This window comes from Zoogloea sp. (genome assembly GCF_041904905.1).
Lineage (GTDB): Bacteria > Pseudomonadota > Gammaproteobacteria > Burkholderiales > Rhodocyclaceae > Zoogloea.
Window position 1 is genome coordinate 26,046 of record NZ_JAYRMI010000005.1, and the last position, 18,949, is coordinate 44,994.

The window sequence follows — 18,949 nt, forward strand, 5'->3', positions numbered from 1 at the left end:
TCAGTGCTGCGGGCCGGCCAGGAAAGGGAAATCCGGTTGTGGGGGCTTGCCCGTCACGATGTCGGCGATGGCGCGACCGGAGCCGCAGGCGAGCGTCCACCCCAGGGTGCCATGCCCGGTGTTGAGGAAGAGGTTTTCCATCCGAGTCCGCCCGATCAGCGGCACATTGCTCGGTGTTGCCGGGCGCAGGCCGCACCAGTGTTCCGCGTGGCGGAGGTCGGCGGTACCAGGCAGGTGGGTCTCGAGCCAGCGTTCGATGGCGCGGCTGCGGGCCGGGTTCGGATCGAGGTTGTAGCCGTTGAGTTCGGCGGTGCCGGCGATCCGCAGGCTGTCGCCCAGGCGGGAGCACACGATGCGGCGGGATTCGTCGGTCAGGCTCAGGCGCGGCGCGCGCTCGGGGTCGAGGATGGGGACGGTGATCGAGTACCCCTTGACCGGGTAGATCGGCAGGCGGATACCCAGCGGTCGTGCCAGCAGCGGGCTGTAGCTGCCGGCCGCCAGCACCACCGCGTCGGCGCGCAGCATGCCCGCGCGTCGCGCCGCGTCCAGCACCCGCACGCCGCTGATGTGCCCGTTGATGGTGTCGAAGGACTGGACCACGGTGTTGTAGTTGAAGCGCACGCCGAGGGCTTCGGCCCTGGCCGCCAGTCCGGCGCAGAACAGCTGGGCGTTGCCGGATTCGTCGTCGAGCCCATGCAGGGCGCCGGCAAGGCGAGGGCGCAGGGCAGCGAGGGCGGGCTCCAGGGCGATGGCGTCGTCGGCGCTGAGGATCCGCCCGTGGATGCCGAGCTTCTCCAGCTGGCGCAGCTTGGCTGGGAGGTGGGCCACCTCCCGACGGGTGTGGAACAGGTGCAGGATGCCGCCGGTCTCCGCTTGGTAGTCGATCCCGGTCTCTGCCCGCAGGGTGCGTAGCGCGTTGCGGCTGTAGACGGCCAGATTGGCGATGGCCTCGGTATTGCGCGCGGTTCGGCCGGGCAAGCATTCGCGCAGAAAGGACAGCGCCCAGCGCCACTGCGCGGCGTCGGCCCGCCAGCGGAAGAGGAGCGGCGCATCGCTCCGCCCGAGCCAGCGCAGCACGGTGGCTGGCGCTGCCGGGTTGGCCCAGGGTTCGGGGTGACTGACGGAGATCTGCCCGCCGTTGGCGTAGCTGGTTTCCAGGCCGGGGCCGGGGCGGCGATCTACGACGGTGACGCGACAGCCTGCCTGGGTGAGATACCAGGCGCTCGTGACGCCGGCGAGGCCGGCGCCTATGACCAGAACTTCCATGATGGGATGCTGAACGTGCTTCTCGGGGGAAGACTGCCCTGTTTTCAGGTGGGTCCGCAATCATAAACGACGGATGGGGCCGATCCGGGCGATAATCACGACTTTTACTGGTTATTCCGGAGAACCGAGTCATGCGTCGAGTCACGCTCACCCAATTCCTGATCGAGCAGCAGCGCAAGGGCCTGATGGGCGCCGATCTGCGCCTGCTGATGGAAGTCGTCGCCCGTGCGGTCAAGGCCATCGCCGTCAATGTCTCCAAGGGGGCGCTCGCTGGTGTGCTGGGCGAGGCCGGCAGCGACAACGTGCAGGGCGAAGCCCAGAAGAAGCTGGACGTCATCGCCAACGACATTCTGATCCAGGCCAACGAGTGGGGCGGCCACCTGGCGGCGATGGCTTCCGAGGAAGTCGAGGAGATCCGTCCGATCCCCAGCGACTACCCGCGCGGCGGCTTCCTGCTGCTGTTCGATCCGCTGGATGGCTCCTCCAACATCGACGTGAACATCTCGGTGGGTACCATCTTCTCGGTGCTGCGTTGCCCCGAGGGTAGCGCAGCTGCCACCGAGGCCGATTTCATGCAGCCGGGCACCGCTCAGGTGGCGGCGGGCTACTCGGTCTATGGTCCGTCCACCCAGCTCATCCTCACCGTTGGCGACGGCGTGCATGGTTTCACCCTCGATCGCGAGATGGGCAGCTTCATCTACACCCACCCGTACATGACGATTCCGGAAGACACCAAGGAATACGCCATCAATGCGTCCAACCAGCGCTTCTGGGAGCCGCCCGTCCAGCGCTACATCGCCGAGCTGCAGGCCGGCAAGGAAGGCCCGCGGGAGCGCGACTTCAACATGCGCTGGGTGGCCTCGATGGTGGCCGACGTGCACCGCATCCTCACCCGCGGCGGCGTGTTCATGTACCCCCTCGACAGCAAGATGAAGGACAAGGGTGGCAAGCTGCGCCTGATGTACGAGGCCAACCCGATGGCGATGATCGTCGAAGCCGCCGGCGGTGCCGCCACCACCGGCCGCGAGCGCATCCTCGACATCCAGCCCACCCATCTGCACCAGCGTGTGCCCGTGGTGCTTGGCTCCAGGAACGAAGTCGAGCGCGTTACCCGCTACCACCTCGAAGGCTGACCGGCCTCCCCGCAGCCCGGCCGCGCGATCCCTCCGATGGCGGAGCGCGCGGCAGGCTTTCGTCCCGTGCCGTTTCCCCATTGCGCCCTTCGACTGCTCCTCGTGCTGATCGCCCTCGGGCCGGTCGGCGCCTGGGCGGGCCCGGGCGTGACGCTGGTGGCGCCCGATGAGCTGAGAACGCTGCTGGTCAAGCACCTGGATTTCCTCGACCGTCCGGCCGATGCCGCCCTCGACGAAGGCGGGCGGGTGGCGCTGCTGCGTCGGGCCCGCAAGGAGATTGGCGAGATCCTCGCCACGGAGGGCTACTTCTCGCCCTCCATCGAAGGCGAACCCGGCCCGGATGGCAGCTACCGCATCGTCGTCCTGCCCGGGCAGCGGACCCGCATCGGGCGTGTCGAGATCGGCGTCGTCGGCGATCTTGCCCGCGACGAAGGTGACCGGGCTGCACGGCTGACCGCCCTCAAGGCCGGCTGGGGCCTGCCGGTGGGCCAGCCTTTCCGGCAGGCCGACTGGGGCGCCGCCAAGCAGCGGCTGCTCGACGCCATCGCCAGCCGCGACCACGCCGCCGCCGCCATCATCGACAGCCAGGCGGTGATCGACCCGGTCTCGGCCGAGGCGGTGCTCACCGTCCAGGTGGATTCCGGGCCCGCGTTCCGCTTCGGCCCGCTGGCGGTATCCGGGCTCGTCGACTACGACCGCGCCCTCATCGAACGATACCGCCCGCCCGCGCCGGGCGAGCCCTACAGCCAGGAGCGCCTGCTGGCCTTCCAGACCGCCCTCCAGAACACCAGCTATTTCGCCTCGGTGGTGGTGGAGATCGACCGCCACAGCGCCGCCCCCGACGCCGCCCAGGTGCATGTGCAGGTCACCGAGGCCAAGCCGCGGCGCCTGGGCTTCGGCCTTGGCGCCAGCAGCAACACCGGTTATCGGGTGGAGACAAGCTACCGGGATGCCCACTTCCTGGGCGAGCCCTACAACCTCGTCAGCGGTCTGCGGATCGAGCAGCGGCGGCAGCTGGGCTACATGGACGTCTTCCTGCCCCCCACCCGGCAGGGCTACCTCGACAGCGTCGGCGGGCTCGCCGAGCACACCAACATCGCCGGCCTGCAGACCCGCCGCCAGTCGGTCGGCGTTGTCCGGACCATTCCCCGCGGCAAGATCGAGAATCGTTTCGCCCTTAACTATCAGCACGAGGTCCTGCTTCCCGACGGCAGCCAGCGCACAAGCCGCTCCGCCCTCACCGCCAACTGGTCCTGGACCCACCGCAGCGTGGACAGCCTGCTCGACCCCCACCGCGGCCATGTGTTCAACGTGCAGGTCGGCGGCGCGTCCCAGGCGTTGCTGTCCGACCGCAACTTTGCCCGCTTCTACGGGCGCTATCAGCGATTTGTCCCGGCCGTCGGGCGAGACGTGCTCATCGTCCGCGCCGAAGGCGGCGTCACCGTGGCCGAATCGCGCGAGGGCGTGCCGCAGGATTTCCTCTTCCGCACCGGCGGCGCCCAGACCGTGCGCGGCTACGCCTACCAGAGCCTCGGCGTGCAGGACGGCAACGCCACCGTCGGCGGCCGCTACCTGGCCGTCACCAGTGCCGAGTACGTGCACTGGCGCTGGGGCGACTGGGGAATCGCCACCTTCATCGACGCCGGCAACGCCAACGACGAGCGCAAGCTCTTCAAGCTGAACCTGGGCTACGGCCTGGGCCCCCGCTGGCGGAGCCCCGCCGGGCCCATCGCCGTCGACCTCGCCTACGGCCAGAGCGACCGTCGCGTACGCCTGCAGTTTGCGGTGGCCATCGCCTTCTGAGCACAGTCAACGGGCCGGCCGGCGCGTGCGTTATCGTCCCGTCGGCGCCCTTCCGGAACGTCTGCCGATGCGGCTTGAATTGGCAAACGCTCCGGCTCGGTTTAGACTCCGCTAATATTTCCCTGCACCACCACTTGAGAGGATCACAATGAAGAAACTCGTTGCTGTTGCCGCCATCGCTGGCCTGATGGGCTCCACCGCCGCCTTCGCCGACGCCGGTGCCGATCTGGCCAAGGCCAAGAACTGCCTCGCTTGCCACGCCGTCGACAAGAAGCTGGTCGGTCCGGCTTACAAGGATGTCGCCGCCAAGTACAAGGGTGACAAGACCGCCGAAGCCAAGCTGATCGAAAAGATTCAGAAGGGTGGCGTTGGCGCCTGGGGCCAGATCCCGATGCCCCCCAACCCGCAGGTCAACGCTGCCGAAGCCAAGACCCTCGTGGCCTGGGTTCTCGCCCAGAAGTGATCGTCAATCCGTTGTGCCGGATCGGGATGTCCTGACATTCCAATCCTTCGGATTGCAGCAACGCCCCGCCCGCGCGGGGCGTTGTTTTTTTGACACGCGAAGCCAGCTCCGTGGCGCTGCGTCGCCGAGGCGGGCGATCGGCGCCGCCAGCCCGAGGCGTGTCGCAAGCGGCCGATCGACGGATGAGTCACGGTGCTGGCACTGCGGCGGACGAAGATTCAGCCCCGGCTCGACCGAGTGCCTTGACTTCTCAAGGACAGGGGCTGCGCGGAGTGGGGCATCTCCGGTACCCCGTCGGGCCCTTCAAGCTGGGACGTCGAGGCCGTGTTGCGAACATGCAACAGTCCACCTGACGGCCCCATCCAAAAAACAACGCTGTCCTTGCTCTGGCCTCCCTTCCCACAGACAATGCAGTCCAACTTCTCGTTAGAGAGGTGAAATTGGTCGGCCCCGCGAAAGCGGCGCGTGCCAGTCTTCAATCAAGAGGAGAATCATATGCAAAAGAAACTGATCGCTCTGGCCGTTGCTGGCCTGGCTTCCACCGGCGCCTTCGCTCAAGCTAACGTCACCGTGTACGGCGTTGCCGACGCTTCCTTCGACGTCGTCCGCACCTCCAACGCCGTCAGCGAACTGGGCAACACCACCCGTGTTTCCACCAACTCTTCCCTGATCGGTTTCAAGGGCGCTGAAGCGCTGGGCAACGGCCTGACCGCCGTGTTCCAGTACGAAAGCGGTGTCGGTTTCGACAACACCGGCGCTCTGGGTGCCACCCGTGACAGCTACGTCGGCCTGGCCGGCGGCTTCGGTACCGTGGTTCTCGGCAACCTGACCGGCCCGACCCGCGCCCTGGGTGCTGCTGTTGACGTCAACGCCGGCGCCACCGGCATCGGTGCCAACTCCGCGCTGCTCGGCAAGCTGGGCAACAACCTGCTGGGCACCACCAGCACCACCAGCGGCAGCTACTCCGCGGTGGGCAGCCCCAATTGTGATCGCAACACCATCTGCACGTCGATCTTCGACACCCGCTGGAAGAACGCGATCGCCTACGTCTCCCCGTCCTTCGCTGGCCTGAACGTGACCGCTGCTTACGTCGCCAACGAAAACAAGACCTTCAGCAACAACGGCTTCGGTACTGCCTTCAACCCGTCCAACACCAAGGGCTACGACGTTGGCCTGAAGTACGCCAATGGCCCGGCCATGGCTGCTGTCACCTACAACGCCGTTTCCGTGGGTAACGAAGCCAACACCGACATCAGCGACTTCCGCGTTGGTGGCGCCTACGACTTCGGCATGGCTTCCGTCCGCGCCGTGTTCGACCGCGCTCGTGCTGACCACTACAGCACCGTTGGCACCGTCACCCAGAACGTCTTCGGCCTGGGTGCCACCTTCAACGTGACCCCGGCTGGCAAGCTGCTGGCTCAGGCTTACTTCGCTCGTGACCTGAAGGTCAACGGTTCCTCCTCCAAGGACTCCGGCGCCAAGCTGTTCGAAGTTGGCTACGAGCACAGCCTGTCCAAGCGCACCATGCTGAAGGCTGTCTACGCTCACCTGAACAACGACGACAAGGCCTCCTACGACTTCGGCATCAACGCCGTTGGCGTGAACTCCACCTACAACGGCGGCGCGACCGGCGGTGCGACCATTCAGGGCGTGCAACTGGGCCTGCGTCACTCCTTCTAATTCAGACTTCGTCTGAATCGGAAATCAAACGGGCACCTTCGGGTGCCCGTTTTTTCGTTCACGAAGGCAGCTGGCTGTGATGTGATGCCGCTGCCTGGCTGTCGTGACGTGTGCGTTACCCCAAATACAAAGGCCACCCGGAGGTGGCCTTTGTATTTGGGGCTTGAGTCGATCTCACCCGATCAGAACCAGATTGTCCCGGTGGATCAGTTCGGGTTCTTCGATGAAGCCGAGTAATCCTTCGATCTCGCCCGACCCGTGGCGAACGATGCGGCGGGTGTCGTTGGCGGCGTAGTTTACAAGGCCGCGGGCGATCTCCTTGCCGTCGCGGGTGCGGCAGGCAACGACGGCGCCGCGGGCAAACTCGCCGTCGGCGGCGATGACGCCGATCGGCAGGAGGCTCTTGCCGGACTTCAGCGCCTCGATGGCGCCGTCGTCGAGGATGAGGCTGCCGGCCAGCTGCAGGTGGTCGGCGAGCCACTGTTTGCGCGCGGCAAGTGGCGTGCTGGTCGCGTAGAGCAGGGTGCCAAGTTGTTCGCCGCGGGCGACCCGGAGCAGCGCGTCTGCTTCGCGACCGCTGGCGATGCAGGTGTGGGCGCCGCTGCGCGCTGCGCGCTGGGCCGCGCGGACCTTGGTAATCATGCCGCCCTTGCTGATGCCGGAGCCGGCGCCGCCGGCCATGGCTTCGAGTGCGGTGTTCTCGGCCCGCTCTTCGCCGATGAGGGTGGCGGACGGATCCTTGCGGGGGTCGGCGGTGTACAGCCCTTGCTGGTCGGTGAGGATGACCAGGGCGTCGGCGTCGATGAGGTTGGCGACGAGGGCGCCCAGGGTGTCGTTATCGCCGAACTTGATCTCGTCGGTGACGACGGTGTCGTTCTCGTTGATGATCGGGATGACGCCGAGTTCTAGCAGGGTGACGAGGGTCGAGCGGGCGTTGAGGTAGCGGGTGCGGTCGGCCAGGTCGGCGTGAGTCAGCAGGATCTGGGCGGTGTGCAGCCCGTTGGCGGCAAAGACGCTTTCGTAGGCTTGGGCGAGGCCCATCTGACCGACGGCGGCGGCGGCCTGGAGCTGGTGCATCTCCTGCGGGCGGCTGGTCCAGCCGAGGCGCTGCATGCCGGCGGCGATGGCACCGGAGGAGACCAGGACTACTTCGCGGCCTTCTGCGCGCAGCCCGGCGATCTGCCGGGCCCAGTCGGCGAGGGCGTCGACGGCGAGACCTTCGCCGTTGTTGGTGACGAGGGCGCTGCCGACCTTGGCGACCAGCCGGCGGGCGTTACGGATTGCGGTTCTCATCGTCGTCTTCGTGTTCGTCGTCGTAATCTTCGTCGTCGGCGTCATCGGTGGGGATGTCGTCGTCTGCCGCTTCGAAATCAGGGTTCGTGGCGGCTGCGAGGGTGGCTGCGTCAGCGGCGGCCTGGGCTGCGGCCTTCTCTTCGTCGAGCAGATCCTGGATGGCGAAGACGACCTCCTGGCAGCCCTGGCGGCTGATGGCCGAGACCTCGAAGTGGCGCTCGACCGGGCCGTAGGCCTTCAGGAATGCGGCGATGCGCTCCTTGCGTTCGTCCTCGTCGGGGATCAGGTCGAGTTTGTTGAGGACCAGCCAGCGGCGCTTGTGGTATAGGCTGTCGTCGTACTTGCGGAGTTCCTCGACGATTGCATGGGCGTCGTGGATGGGGTCGGCTTCGGGGTCGAAGGGGGCGATGTCGACGATGTGCAGCAGGATGTGGGTGCGCTGCAAATGGCGGAGGAACTGGTGGCCGAGACCGGCGCCGTCGGCCGCGCCTTCGATCAGGCCGGGGATGTCGGCGATCACGAAGCTGCGGTTTTCGGAGGTGCGCACCACGCCCAGATTGGGGGCGAGCGTGGTGAAGGGGTAGTCGGCCACCTTGGGTTTGGCGGACGAGACCGCGCGGATGAAGGTGGATTTGCCGGCGTTGGGCATGCCCAGCAGGCCGACGTCGGCGAGCACCTTGAGTTCGAGGTTGAGGCTCTTGCGCTCGCCTTCCTGGCCCATGGTCTTCTTGCGCGGGGCGCGGTTGGTGCTGGTCTTGAAGTGCAGGTTGCCCAGGCCGCCCCGGCCGCCGCGTGCGATCATCACCCGCTTGCCGTCCTGGTCGAGGTCGGCGATGACTTCGCCGGTCTCCTGGAGCGAGACGATGGTGCCGACCGGCATGCGCAACTCGATGTCGTCGCCGCCCTTGCCGTAGCAGTCGGCGCCGCGGCCGTTCTCACCGCGTTCGGCGTGGAAGGTGCGCTTGTAGCGGTAGTCGATCAGGGTGTTGAGGTTGCGGTCGGCGATGGCGTAGACGTCGCCGCCCTTGCCGCCGTCGCCGCCATCCGGGCCGCCCATCGGAATGTATTTTTCGCGGCGGAAAGTGGCGGCGCCGTTCCCGCCGTCCCCGGCGATGACTTCAATACGGGCTTCGTCGAAAAATTTCATGGGTGCTTCCGGTGGTGGGGGTTTCGGGCCCCCGAAAGAAAAAAAGCCCTATCGTTGGATAGGGCTTTGGCAACCTGCTGTCGGCGCTTATTCAGCGGCGGCGACGATGCTCACGGTGCGACGCTTGTTGGCGCCCTTGACGGTGAACTGGACGGTGCCTTCGGTCAGCGCGAACAGGGTGTGATCCTTGCCGATGCCGACGTTTTCGCCCGGGTGGTATTCGGTCCCGCGCTGGCGAACGATGATGTTGCCGGCGAGGACGAACTGACCGCCGTAGCGCTTGACGCCAAGGCGTTTGCTTTCTGAGTCGCGACCGTTACGGGAACTGCCGCCAGCCTTTTTGTGTGCCATGTGGGTTGCTCCTTAGGCAGAAATGGCTTCGATGCGAAGCTCGGTGTAGTTCTGACGGTGACCCTGATGCTTCTGGTAGTGCTTGCGGCGACGCATCTTGAAGATCTTAACCTTGTCGTGACGGCCGTGGGAAACCACGGTGGCCGTGACGGTGGCGCCGGCAACCACGGGGGTGCCGATCTTGACCGACTCGCCTTCGCCGACCATGAAGACCTGGTCGATGGTGATCTGCGAGTCCACGTCAGCCGGTATCTGTTCTACTTTGAGTTTTTCGCCGACGGTGACACGGTACTGCTTACCGCCGGTTTTTATGACCGCGTACATGGATGTACTCCGAGTGATGGTTTTCAGGAAACGCGGAATTTTATCCAGTCGCGAGGCGCGAGTCAAAGGTTTTGTGTTCTGCGTCAGTGGCCTAGGCGCTCCTGGACGATCAGCCAGGTGTCCCCATGACGGATCAGTTCGATGGTTTTGGCTTCGGTGAGCTTGAGCTTCCCGGCGCGGTAGTGCTGGGTGAAGCGGGCGCTTGCCTTGTCGCCTTCGGTCTGGATGGCGATGGCGTCGAGGGCGACGGAGATGTCGCCGGGGCGGGCGATGCGCTGGCGGCGTTGCTCGGCCCAGGCGCTGCGGGAGAGCTGGCTGGCGGGGGTGAAGGTGTCGGCGTAGTGGGCGAGGTAGGTGTCCACGTCCTTGCTGCTCCAGGCTTTGGCCCAGGCGAGGAGGGCGGCTTCGACGCGCTTGTGGTCTGCCGGGTGGGTGGCCGGGATCGCTTCGACGGGGGCCGCGACTGGCGCAGCGGCAGGAGTGGGGGGCTGGGTGGGGGGCTGGGTGGAGATGGACGGCGCCGACGGGGGTTCGGTGGCGGTCGGGGGGGCGTCGAGGGGACTGACGTGCTTGGCCAGGTGGGCGACTTCCGACGGGAGGATGCTCTCGGCGCCGGAGACGAAGCCGGCGGGCGCTTGCGCGGTCGGGCTTGCGGCGGGCAGGGGCGTGGCGCTGGGGGCGGCCTGCACCGGGGGCTGCGGCGCGGCGGGCGGCGTGGCCGCGGCGGCGGCGCGGGGCGCGTCGGAGAAGGGGAGTCGCCCTTCGAGGCCCAGCTTGACGGCGAAGATCGTGGAGACGAGGGCGAACATGCCGGCGATGCCGGCGACGAGCCAGAGCAGGGTCTGGATGGCGGACAGCGGACGCGGGCGGCGGTAAGGCGGCTGCGGGTTGATGGTGCTGGGTGTCATGTGTTGCGGGAGGGAAGTGGGTTCCGGGGAATTCTAGGCGGCCGGCCGCGATGCGTTTGCAAGATTCCTCCGCATCGGGCGGTTGCTGACGCAAGTTCACAGACCGCTCCGTGAAATGCGGGCACCCCCCTGGGGGAGGGGCGCGGGGCGGTCAGGGCAGGCGGAGGAGGACGCGCATGCCAGGGGTGATGTCGGTGCGTTCGAGGTAGCCGATGAGGTTGGGGGTGTCGGTGAGCCACTGGCGGGCTTCGCCTACGTTGTCGGCCTCGATGGGCGGCGTGGCGCGGCCGTTGAAGACGAGGCGGGAGCGGTAGGCGACGATCTGGGCGGGGTTCTTGTTGGTGAGCTTGAGGTAGAAGTCGTCCCGGGTGGCGCCGTTGGGGAGGTCGACCAGCTTGACCGGGGTGCCGTCGGCGAGGGTGGTGGCCCGGCCGAGGAAGAGCTTTTCGGCTTGCTCGCGGCTGAGTTCGATCGCTACGTTGCGTTGGCTGGTGACGATGACGATCTCGGCCTGGGCGAGCGAGGAGGTCAGCGCCGCGGCGAAGGCGAGGAGTCGGATCAGGCTCATGGGTGGCATGGGCGGGCAGCCTTCAGAAGACGAAATCCACCGACAGGCTCAGGAGGTGAACCGGCGTGGTGGGCCGGTAGTAGTCCTCGAGATTGCCCGATGGGAACAGCCCGCGGCTGTGCGGTGCCGGCGTGATGCGCTCGATCTGGCCCTTCAGGGCGATGTTGCGGGCGACGTCCCAGCGGCTGCCGATGGCGAGGGAGTGCTGGGCGGTGTTGCGCGAGTTGTTGTAGAGGTTGACCAGGGGGGTGTGGACGGCTGTGACGGCGGCGTCGAAGGCCGGGTTGTCCTGGGTCTGGTTGGCGTAGGTGAGGTAGGGGGTGAAGGCGTCGATGCGGTGCCCGACGGTGATGTACCAGGCGTGGGCGGTGGAGATGTAGCGGTCTACGCGGCGCTTGGCGAACTCGGCGATGGTGATCCAGTTGTTCTTTTCCCACTGGAAGCCGGCGGAGAAGAATTCGGCATTGCTGTGGATGCCGGAGAGTTCGTTCATGGCGTCGATCTCGCCGGTGGCGGCGAGCTGGCCGCCGAGGGCCGCGTGGAGGCCGTCGGTCCAGTGCAGCTGCAGGTCGGTGCGGGTGTAGCCGGCCTGGGCGCTGAAGCCGGTGCCGGCGAGGCCGACCCGGATGCCGCGGGCGTTGCGCAGGCGGCCGGAGGCGGAGCGGGTGAGTACCGCGCTCTGGCCGGCGAGGCCCTGGATTTCGAGGTCCATGTCGCCCAGCGGAGCGCGGTAGAGGGCGTCGACGCCGTCGAGGTCGGAGAAGGGGTTGAGGCTGTAGACCTCGGCGGGCGGGCGCAGCCAGGGGGTGGCGTAGTTCACGTTCAGGGAGTCGGAGAACATGAAGAACGGGGTCGTGGTGCGCCCGGCCCGCAGGGACAGGGCCGGGGTGGGGCGGTAGTGCAGGTAGGCCCAGGTGATGTGCGGGGTGTAGTCGTAGCCGGCGGCCTGACGGGTGACGGCCTGCACCGTGAGGTCGAATTTGTCGGCGAGGCGGGCGGTGCCCTGGACGCCGAGGACGCTGTCGGTGGAGGGGTCGAAGTTCTGGCCCGGCATGCTGCTGGGCTGGGTGTTGCTGCTGTGGAAGCGGTAGTTGTCCTTGTCGCTGCGGGTGAGCCCGAAGGTGCCGAAGCCGGAGAGGGCGAAGCGGGGCGGTTCGTCGGCGGCGGAGGCGGCGCTGGCGAGGCTGAGGAGCCCGGCGAGCAGCGGGCGGAGGAGCCGGCGTTGCTGGCGACTCCGCCCGCGGGTGCGGAAGAGAGGGGCCTGGAGGTGGGGCGGCAGGCCGGTGGGGGGCGGGGGGGTGGTCATCCTAGACTCCGGTGGAGACGTGTTGCTTGTTGAGCCAGCGGGCGGCCTTGTCTTCGGGCTCGGCGGGGGAGAAGAGGAAGCCCTGGCCGAAATCGCAGGCGAGTTCGCTGAGGATGTCGGCCTGAGCCTGGGTTTCGATGCATTCGGCGACCACCTGCATGCCCAGTTCGTGGGCGAGGTGGATGGTGGCGCCGACGATGGCGCGCAGGCGGGTGTCGCGCTCGATCTCGCGGATGAAGGAGCCGTCGAGCTTGATGGTGTCGCAGGGGATCGAGTGCAGGTAGCTGAGGGACGAATAGCCGGTGCCGAAGTCGTCGATGAGGATCTTGAGGCCCTTGGCGCGCAGCTTGCCGAGCTGGCTGATGGCGAGTTCCTTGCGGGTGACGAGGGTGCTTTCGGTGACTTCCAGCTTGAGGGTGCTCGGGGGCAGGCCGTGGCGTTCGATGCAGGCGACGACCTGGTCGGCCAGGTCGACCTGCATGAGCTGGCGGGCGGAGAGGTTGACGCTGATGGACAGGGTCTCGTCGGCCAGGCCGCGTTCGCGCCAGGCGCGGAGGCGGGCGCAGCTCTGGTCGAGCATCTGCATGCCCAGTTCGTGGACCAGATCGAGGGATTCGGCGACGGGGATGAAGACGTCGGGGCCGATCCGCCGGGCGTTGGCCTGGGGCCACCGGACGAGGGCTTCGAAGCCGCTGGCCTGGCGGGTCTTGAGGTCGACGATGGGCTGGAAGTAGGCGACGAGCTGGCGGTCGCGCAGCGCGGCGCGGAGCTGGGATTCGAGCTGCAGGTCGCGCATGACCTGCTGGTGCATCGCGGACTGGAAGACCGTGATGGTGTTGTCGGCGCTGCGGCGGGAGCGCTGCATGGCGTTGTCGGCGTCGCGCATGAGGTCTTCGGCGTTCTGGAAGCCGCCGCTGCCGAGGGCGACGCCGATGCGCGTCTTGGGATAGAGCACATGGCCGTTGAGTTCGGCGCTCTGGGCGAGGTGGGTCTGGAGGTTTTCGGAGAAGCGGATGGCTTCGCTGGCGTCGGCGATGTCGTTCAGGAGCACCGCGAACTGGTCGCCGCCGACCCGCCCGACCACGTCGCCCGGCCGGGCGAGGGCGCGGATGCGGGCGGCTACGAGGCGCAAGAGGTCGTCGCCGGCGGAGTAGCCGAGGCTGTCGTTGACCACGTGGAAGCGCTCGATGTTGATGTGGAGCACGGCGAACAGGCTGCCGGTGACCCGGTCGGCATGACGCAGGGTGTTCTGGAGGTGTTCGGCGAACAGGGCGCGGTTGGCGAGGCCGGTGAGCCCGTCGTGGAGGGCGTCGTAGAGGAGCTGGTCTTCGACGCGCTTGCGCAGGTGGATGTCGCTGATCGAGCCGGCCATCCGCACGGCGCGGCCGGTGACGGGGTCGTGGACGGCCATGCCGCAGGTGAGGATCCAGCGGTAGCTGCCGTCGGCGTGGAGGATGCGGTGTTCGATGGTGAGCTGGGTGGATTCGCGCTTGAGGTGGGCGATCATCCGCAGCCGGAAGGCTTCCCGGTCTTCCGGGTGGAGCCGGGTGTAGAGGGCGTGGCTGTCGTCGAGCACGGCGCTGGGGGGAATGCCGAGGATTTCGGCAAAGCGCGGGGCGAAGTAGGTCTTGTTGCCAACGATGTCCCAGTCCCACAGGCCGTCGTTGGCGGCGCGGGTGGCAAGGGCGTAGCGCTCTTCGCTGTTGGCGAGCTGGCGGGCGGTGGCTTCGAGTTCGAGGATGCGCGACTGGAGCGCGCTGGCCATGCGGTTGAAGTGCTGGCAGAGCTGGGAGAGTTCGTCCTTGCCGTGCTCGGGGAGGCGGTGGGAGAGCTGGCCGGCGGCGATGGCCTGGCTGCCGCGCAGCAGCCGGCCCAGGTTGCGGGTCATGAGGTAGCCGACGGCGCCCAGCAGCAGCAGGGTGAGGAGCACTTCGGCACTGGCGATGGCGATGCCCTGGCTGAGGATCTGGCGCTTGGCGAGGGTGAGGGCGGCAACCGAGACGCCGAACTGCACGAAGCCGACCTGGTTGCGTTCGAGCAGCACCGGGCGGCGGACGTGGATGAGGTTGTGGGTGGCGCCGGCGTCGACGCCCAGGGCGCTGGCGTCGTCGGGCGGCGGGAGGATCTGCATGTCGGGCAGGCCGGCCCGGACCCGGGTGGCGCCGGTGGCGTCGACGATGCGGACGTAGATCAGCCCTTCGTTGGTTTCGTTGAGGAGTTCGCCGAGGGCGTCCTGGAGGTCGTTGTAGCGCCCCTGGGGAACGAAGGTGGCGGTGACGACGTTGAGGATCGCGGCGTTCTGGGCGATCAGGGTGTTGAGGCTCGCGGTCGTCGCTTCGTTCATGAGGCGTCCGCTGTTGGTGAGCAGCAGCGTAAGCATCACGACCTGGACCACGGTGCTGGCCAGCAGGAGGCGGACGCGGATCGAGAGGTTGCTTAACATCTGGGACGAATATCGTACGGGGCGAGGGGCGTTGGCGTCCGGGGGCGCGTTGCCGGGTTACAGGACGAGGGCCCAGCTACGGGCGTCCGAATGTAATCGGCAGTAAAGCCGGAAGCTTAAGCGGAACCGGCCTGACGGCAGCCGCGCGACGTCCGGGGGTGCCATCCATCTTTATGATTATCGCTTGAACAGGGTCCGGGTGGGGAGGTGATGGCAGCGCCCCGGCGCCGCCGCTCGCGCAGGCGGCGCCGGGGCGGCGGCCGGCTTATTTCTTCCAGGTGTCGCGCAAGGGGACGGTGGGGTTGTATACCCGCGCGCCCTATGCAGAGTAGATACCGTCGGCCACGAAGTAGCCGTGGCGCTCGAACTGGAAGCGGGCTTCCGGCTTTGCTGCGCGCAGCGCGGGTTCGAGTTGCGCGGCGATGACCCGCAGGCTGTTGGGGTTGATGTCGTCGAGGAAATCCCGTTCGAGGCCTTCCGGGTCGCCTTCGCGGCGGGTGCCGGGGTAGGCGTGGGCGAACAGGCGGTCGTAGAGGCGCACCTCGGCGGCGTAGGCGTGCTCCACGGAAACCCAGTGCAGGTTGCCCTTGACCTTGTAGTTGTCGGCGCCGGGGGTGCCGGACTTGGAGTCGGGCAGGTATTCGCACAGCACGGCGGTGATGTTGCCGTCGGCGTCCTTCTCGCAGCCGGTGCACTTGACGACGTAGCCGTAGCGCAGGCGGGCCATGTTGCCCGGGTAGAGGCGGTGGTAGCCCTTGACCGGGGTCTCCATGAAGTCTTCGCGCTCGATCCAGAGTTCGCGGCCGAAGGGCATCTCGCGCTTGCCCAGCTCGGCGTGCAGCGGATGGTTGGGGGCGAGGCAGCGTTCGCTCTGGCCGGCCGGGTAGTTGGTGACGATGAGCTTGAGCGGATCGAGCACGGCCACGCGGCGCTCGGCGGTCTCGTTGAGATCCTCGCGCATGCAGTCTTCGAGCACGCTCATGTCGATCCAGGAGTCGGCCTTGGAGACGCCGATGCGCTCGGCGAACCGGCGGAAGCCTTCGGGCGTGAAGCCGCGGCGGCGGGCGCCGACGAGGGTGGGCAGGCGCGGGTCGTCCCAGCCGGCGACGTGCTTTTCGTCCACCAGCTGGATCAGCTTGCGCTTGGAGAGCACGACGTAGGTGAGGTTGAGGCGGGCGAACTCGATCTGCTGGGGCACCGGGCGCGGGAAGAAACCGCCTTCGGCCAGGTTGTCGAGGAGCCAGTCGTAGAACGGGCGCTGGTCTTCGAACTCGAGGGTGCAGATGGAGTGGGTGATGTCTTCCAGGGCGTCCTCGATGGGGTGCGCGAAGGTGTACATCGGGTACACGCACCACTTGTCGCCGCTGCGGTGGTGGGTGGCGTGGCGGATGCGGTAGATGGCCGGGTCGCGCAGGTTGATGTTGGGCGAGGCCATGTCGATCCTGGCGCGCAGGATGTGGGTGCCGTCGGGGAACTCGCCGGCCTTCATGCGCTGGAAGAGTTCCAGGTTCTCGGTGACGCTGCGGTTGCGGTAGGGGCTGTCCTTGCCGGGGCTGGACAGGGTGCCGCGGTAGGCGCGCATCTCCTCGGCGGAGAGGGAATCCACGTAGGCCTTGCCCACGGTGATGAGGTGCTCGGCCATGGCGTACATCTTGTCGAAGTAGTCCGACGCGAAGTACAGGTGCTCGCCCCAGTCGAAGCCGAGCCACTGGACGGCCTCGATGATGGCGTCCACGTATTCCTGCTCTTCCTTCGTCGGGTTGGTGTCGTCGAAGCGCAGGTGGCAGGCGCCGCCGTAGCTGAGGGCCAGGCCGAAGTTCAGGCAGATGCTCTTGGCGTGGCCGTAGTGGAGGTAGCCGTTGGGTTCGGGCGGGAAGCGGGTTTCGACGCGGCCGCCCCATTTGCCGAGGCGACGGTCTTCGTCAATGATGTTGCGGATGAAGTTGCTGGGCGCGGCATCGGAGGCCGGCGTGGTCGGAGCGGTCATCTGGGTCGTACCTTGCTGGGCGCGGGCGGCGGGCCGCCGTGGTGGTCTGAGTAATCTTGGGATTGTAGCCGATGGCGGGCGTCGCGCAGGCTTGCGACGGCTTGGTCGGTGAGCGTGATCGGCTTCATGGTACGGTTCATGCAATCTGGCAAAACCGTTTGTCTGCGACTTGTTTGGTGGCGATGCCTTTGTGATTTTGTTAAAAATGTGGTCTTGCTGGCTGCCCGCCTCTTCCCGAGAACTGCCCCGATGCGCCGTTACCGCCTTCCGCTGTTTGTTGCCCTTGCCCTGAGCGTCCAGCCGGCCTGGGCCGACGATGCCTTCCTTGCCGATCTGGCCCTGGAGGAACTCGCCCGCCTGGATGTGGCGACGGTCTCGCGCAAGACGCAGAAGCTGTCGGAGACCCCCGCCGCAGTCACCGTGCTGACCGCCGAGGACATCCGCCGCAGCGGCGCCCGCAGCGTGCCGGAGGCCCTGCGCGAGGTGCCCGGGGTGTCGGTGGCGCAGATCGGCGCGGGCCGCTGGGCGGTGGGGGTGCGCATGGCGGAAGGGCGCTACTCCAACAAGCTGCTGGTGCAGATCGACGGGCGCAGCGTCTACAACCCGCTGTTCTCCGGGGTGTTCTGGGAATCCCTCGACCTGCCGATGGAGGACATCGAGCGGATCGAGGTGGTGCGTGGGCCGGGGGCGTCGCTGTGGGGCGCCAACGCGGTGATGGGGGTCATCAACATCGTGACCCGCAAGGCGACCGCGACCCGCGGCTCGCTGGTGTCGGCCCGGCTGGACGACAAGGGCCGTCCGGCGCTGGCGGTGCGCCACGGGTTCGACATCGAGGGCGTGGGGGCGATGCGGGTCTTCGCGAAGGGTAGCGAGCTGATGCCGTCCCGCACGGCCGACGGGCAATCGGCGTCCGATCGCAACCAGGGCTGGTCGGCGGGGTTCCGGATGGACAGCGTCGGCGCCGCCACCAACGCCTGGACGGTGCAGGGCAACAGCTTTCGCCGGACCACCGACGAGCGGCTGGTGACCACCGCCATCGACGGCACCGGCGGCTTGTTTCCGCTCAACCTGACCTTCGAGGGGGCGAGCCTGCTGGGGCGCTACAGCTGGGGGCTGCTCGGCGGCGAGGCGTCGGTGCAGGCCTACTACGACAACCTGACGGCGTCCATCGGCGAGTACGGCCACGGTGGCATCGGCACCTTCGACGTGGATTTCCAGCACCGCCTGGCGCCCGCCGGGCGGCACGAGCTGATGTGGGGCGGCGGCGCGCGCTACGTGAAGACCGACATCGACACCGCCACGCCCATTCTGGTGCTCTCGCCGGTGGAGCGCAGCCTGCAGGTGATGAGCGCCTTCGTGCAGGACGAGATCACCCTGGCGCCGCGCACCTGGAAGCTCACGCTGGGGGCGCGCCTCGAACACTCCACCCTGTCTCACTTCGAGCCCCAGCCCACCGCCCGCCTGATGTGGACGCCGACCGAAGCCGACAGCCTGTGGACCAGCTGGTCCCGCGCGGCCCGCACCCCGTCGGTGGGCGAGGTGGGGGCGTCGATCCTCTATGGCCTTCAGCGCACCGGCAACCCGCTGCTGCCGGTGGTGTTCGCCCGCACGGCCCCCGGGCCGGGCTGGGAGCCGCGGGCCGAGCGGGTCGACGCGCTCGAGCTGGGCTATCGCCGCTCCCTGCGCAACGGCAGCTTCGAGGCGGTGCTGTTCCACCACGACTACCGGCGCCTGGTGGGCGACTATCTGGACCCGGCCGGGCTGACCCTGCCGGGCTTTCCGCTGCCGGTTCCGCCCTACTACGTGCCGATCCAGAACATCTACCGGGGCAACGTGGGCAAGGCCCACTCGACCGGCGTCGAGCTGGGCCTGGACGTGCCGGTGAGCGAGCGCCTGCGCTTTCAGGCGAGCTACACCCGGGTAGACCTGAAGGCCGCCCGCAGCAGCGACCCGGTCACCGCCGCGGCCGGAGCGCGGATGGAGGACGCGTCGCCGCGCTACTGGGGCAGCGTGCACGGGGTGGTCAATCTGGCCCGGGGCCATGAGCTTGACCTGATGGCGCGTCGGGTGGGCGCCATCGCCTACGGCAACGTGCCCGCCTACACGGCCATCGACCTGCGCTACGGCTGGCGCCCGGGCTCGTCCTTCGAGCTTACCGTGATGGGGCTCAACCTGTTCGACCGGTGGCACATGGAGTACATGTCCAACTTCCTCCCCACCCAGTCGGCCTACATGGGGCGGCAGGCCTATGTCCAGGGCGTCTGGCGTTTCTGAGGG

General features: G+C 67.6%; 15 protein-coding genes. 5 read left to right on the forward strand and 10 right to left on the reverse strand.

Features of this window, described 5'->3' with window-relative positions; all coding sequences use genetic code 11:
* Positions 1-1,266 (reverse strand): D-amino acid dehydrogenase, encoded by a 1,266-nt coding sequence (locus tag ACE3N6_RS02600; protein WP_374243609.1) that lies wholly within the window; start codon positions 1,264-1,266, stop codon positions 1-3.
* 131 nt (positions 1,267-1,397) lie between these two features.
* On the opposite strand from ACE3N6_RS02600, the gene ACE3N6_RS02605 reads away from it, so the two are divergent.
* The 4 genes from ACE3N6_RS02605 to ACE3N6_RS02620 all read left to right on the forward strand — a co-directional run bounded on the left by ACE3N6_RS02605 (position 1,398) and on the right by ACE3N6_RS02620 (position 6,345).
* Entirely contained in the window at positions 1,398-2,399 is a 1,002-nt protein-coding gene (locus ACE3N6_RS02605) for a class 1 fructose-bisphosphatase (RefSeq protein WP_374243610.1), read from the forward strand.
* Between the two features lie 66 nt (positions 2,400-2,465).
* Positions 2,466-4,202, forward strand: coding sequence for an autotransporter assembly complex family protein (locus tag ACE3N6_RS02610; protein WP_374243611.1), 1,737 nt, complete (start codon positions 2,466-2,468; stop codon positions 4,200-4,202).
* Between the two features lie 148 nt (positions 4,203-4,350).
* Positions 4,351-4,665 carry a c-type cytochrome gene (locus ACE3N6_RS02615; protein ID WP_374243612.1) on the forward strand — a complete coding sequence of 105 codons (315 nt, stop codon included), beginning with the start codon at positions 4,351-4,353 and terminating at the stop codon, positions 4,663-4,665.
* 495 nt (positions 4,666-5,160) lie between these two features.
* Positions 5,161-6,345 carry a porin gene (locus ACE3N6_RS02620; RefSeq protein ID WP_374243613.1) on the forward strand — a complete coding sequence of 395 codons (1,185 nt, stop codon included), beginning with the start codon at positions 5,161-5,163 and terminating at the stop codon, positions 6,343-6,345.
* Positions 6,346-6,519: 174 nt separating this feature from the next.
* Here the strand turns inward: ACE3N6_RS02620 and proB are convergent, their stop codons facing one another.
* From proB to ACE3N6_RS02665, 9 genes are all read right to left on the reverse strand, one after another.
* Positions 6,520-7,638 (reverse strand): glutamate 5-kinase, encoded by a 1,119-nt coding sequence (gene proB / locus ACE3N6_RS02625; protein ID WP_374243614.1) that lies wholly within the window; start codon positions 7,636-7,638, stop codon positions 6,520-6,522.
* Positions 7,619-8,785, reverse strand: coding sequence for a GTPase ObgE (gene obgE, locus ACE3N6_RS02630; RefSeq protein WP_374243615.1), 1,167 nt, complete (start codon positions 8,783-8,785; stop codon positions 7,619-7,621). The genes proB and obgE overlap by 20 nt, the downstream gene beginning before the upstream one ends.
* A gap of 87 nt (positions 8,786-8,872) precedes the next feature.
* Positions 8,873-9,136, reverse strand: coding sequence for a 50S ribosomal protein L27 (rpmA, locus tag ACE3N6_RS02635; RefSeq protein ID WP_153161217.1), 264 nt, complete (start codon positions 9,134-9,136; stop codon positions 8,873-8,875).
* Positions 9,137-9,148: 12 nt separating this feature from the next.
* Entirely contained in the window at positions 9,149-9,460 is a 312-nt protein-coding gene (rplU, locus tag ACE3N6_RS02640) for a 50S ribosomal protein L21 (RefSeq protein WP_169147605.1), read from the reverse strand.
* Positions 9,461-9,543: 83 nt separating this feature from the next.
* Complete coding sequence (locus ACE3N6_RS02645; RefSeq protein WP_374243616.1) at positions 9,544-10,368, reverse strand: nuclear transport factor 2 family protein; 825 nt, start codon at positions 10,366-10,368, stop codon at positions 9,544-9,546.
* Between the two features lie 151 nt (positions 10,369-10,519).
* Positions 10,520-10,936, reverse strand: coding sequence for a hypothetical protein (locus ACE3N6_RS02650; protein ID WP_374243617.1), 417 nt, complete (start codon positions 10,934-10,936; stop codon positions 10,520-10,522).
* Between the two features lie 22 nt (positions 10,937-10,958).
* The gene (locus tag ACE3N6_RS02655; RefSeq protein WP_374243618.1) at positions 10,959-12,242 is read right to left on the reverse strand and encodes a hypothetical protein; all 1,284 of its coding nucleotides are present in this window, start codon (positions 12,240-12,242) and stop codon (positions 10,959-10,961) included.
* A 1-nt stretch (position 12,243) separates the two neighbouring features.
* Positions 12,244-14,685, reverse strand: coding sequence for an EAL domain-containing protein (locus ACE3N6_RS02660; protein ID WP_374243619.1), 2,442 nt, complete (start codon positions 14,683-14,685; stop codon positions 12,244-12,246).
* Between the two features lie 319 nt (positions 14,686-15,004).
* The gene (locus tag ACE3N6_RS02665) at positions 15,005-16,672 is read right to left on the reverse strand and encodes a glutamine--tRNA ligase/YqeY domain fusion protein (RefSeq protein WP_374243620.1); all 1,668 of its coding nucleotides are present in this window, start codon (positions 16,670-16,672) and stop codon (positions 15,005-15,007) included.
* A 249-nt stretch (positions 16,673-16,921) separates the two neighbouring features.
* On the opposite strand from ACE3N6_RS02665, the gene ACE3N6_RS02670 reads away from it, so the two are divergent.
* On the forward strand, positions 16,922-18,946 hold the full coding sequence (locus ACE3N6_RS02670) for a TonB-dependent receptor plug domain-containing protein (RefSeq protein WP_374243621.1): 2,025 nt from the start codon (positions 16,922-16,924) through the stop codon (positions 18,944-18,946).
* The last annotated feature ends 3 nt before the right edge of the window (positions 18,947-18,949 follow it).

Bases quoted from the DNA above. Each gene is read 5' to 3' on its own strand.
- ACE3N6_RS02600 (WP_374243609.1), bottom strand. From the start codon at position 1,266: ATGGAAGTTCTGGTCATAGGCGCCGGCCTCGCCGGCGTCACGAGCGCC.
- ACE3N6_RS02605 (WP_374243610.1), top strand. From the start codon at position 1,398: ATGCGTCGAGTCACGCTCACCCAATTCCTGATCGAGCAGCAGCGCAAG.
- ACE3N6_RS02615 (WP_374243612.1), top strand. From the start codon at position 4,351: ATGAAGAAACTCGTTGCTGTTGCCGCCATCGCTGGCCTGATGGGCTCC.
- ACE3N6_RS02620 (WP_374243613.1), top strand. From the start codon at position 5,161: ATGCAAAAGAAACTGATCGCTCTGGCCGTTGCTGGCCTGGCTTCCACC.
- proB (WP_374243614.1), bottom strand. From the start codon at position 7,638: ATGAGAACCGCAATCCGTAACGCCCGCCGGCTGGTCGCCAAGGTCGGC.
- obgE (WP_374243615.1), bottom strand. From the start codon at position 8,785: ATGAAATTTTTCGACGAAGCCCGTATTGAAGTCATCGCCGGGGACGGC.
- rpmA (WP_153161217.1), bottom strand. From the start codon at position 9,136: ATGGCACACAAAAAGGCTGGCGGCAGTTCCCGTAACGGTCGCGACTCA.
- rplU (WP_169147605.1), bottom strand. From the start codon at position 9,460: ATGTACGCGGTCATAAAAACCGGCGGTAAGCAGTACCGTGTCACCGTC.
- ACE3N6_RS02645 (WP_374243616.1), bottom strand. From the start codon at position 10,368: ATGACACCCAGCACCATCAACCCGCAGCCGCCTTACCGCCGCCCGCGT.
- ACE3N6_RS02650 (WP_374243617.1), bottom strand. From the start codon at position 10,936: ATGAGCCTGATCCGACTCCTCGCCTTCGCCGCGGCGCTGACCTCCTCG.
- ACE3N6_RS02655 (WP_374243618.1), bottom strand. From the start codon at position 12,242: ATGACCACCCCCCCGCCCCCCACCGGCCTGCCGCCCCACCTCCAGGCC.
- ACE3N6_RS02660 (WP_374243619.1), bottom strand. From the start codon at position 14,685: ATGTTAAGCAACCTCTCGATCCGCGTCCGCCTCCTGCTGGCCAGCACC.
- ACE3N6_RS02665 (WP_374243620.1), bottom strand. From the start codon at position 16,672: ATGACCGCTCCGACCACGCCGGCCTCCGATGCCGCGCCCAGCAACTTC.
- ACE3N6_RS02670 (WP_374243621.1), top strand. From the start codon at position 16,922: ATGCGCCGTTACCGCCTTCCGCTGTTTGTTGCCCTTGCCCTGAGCGTC.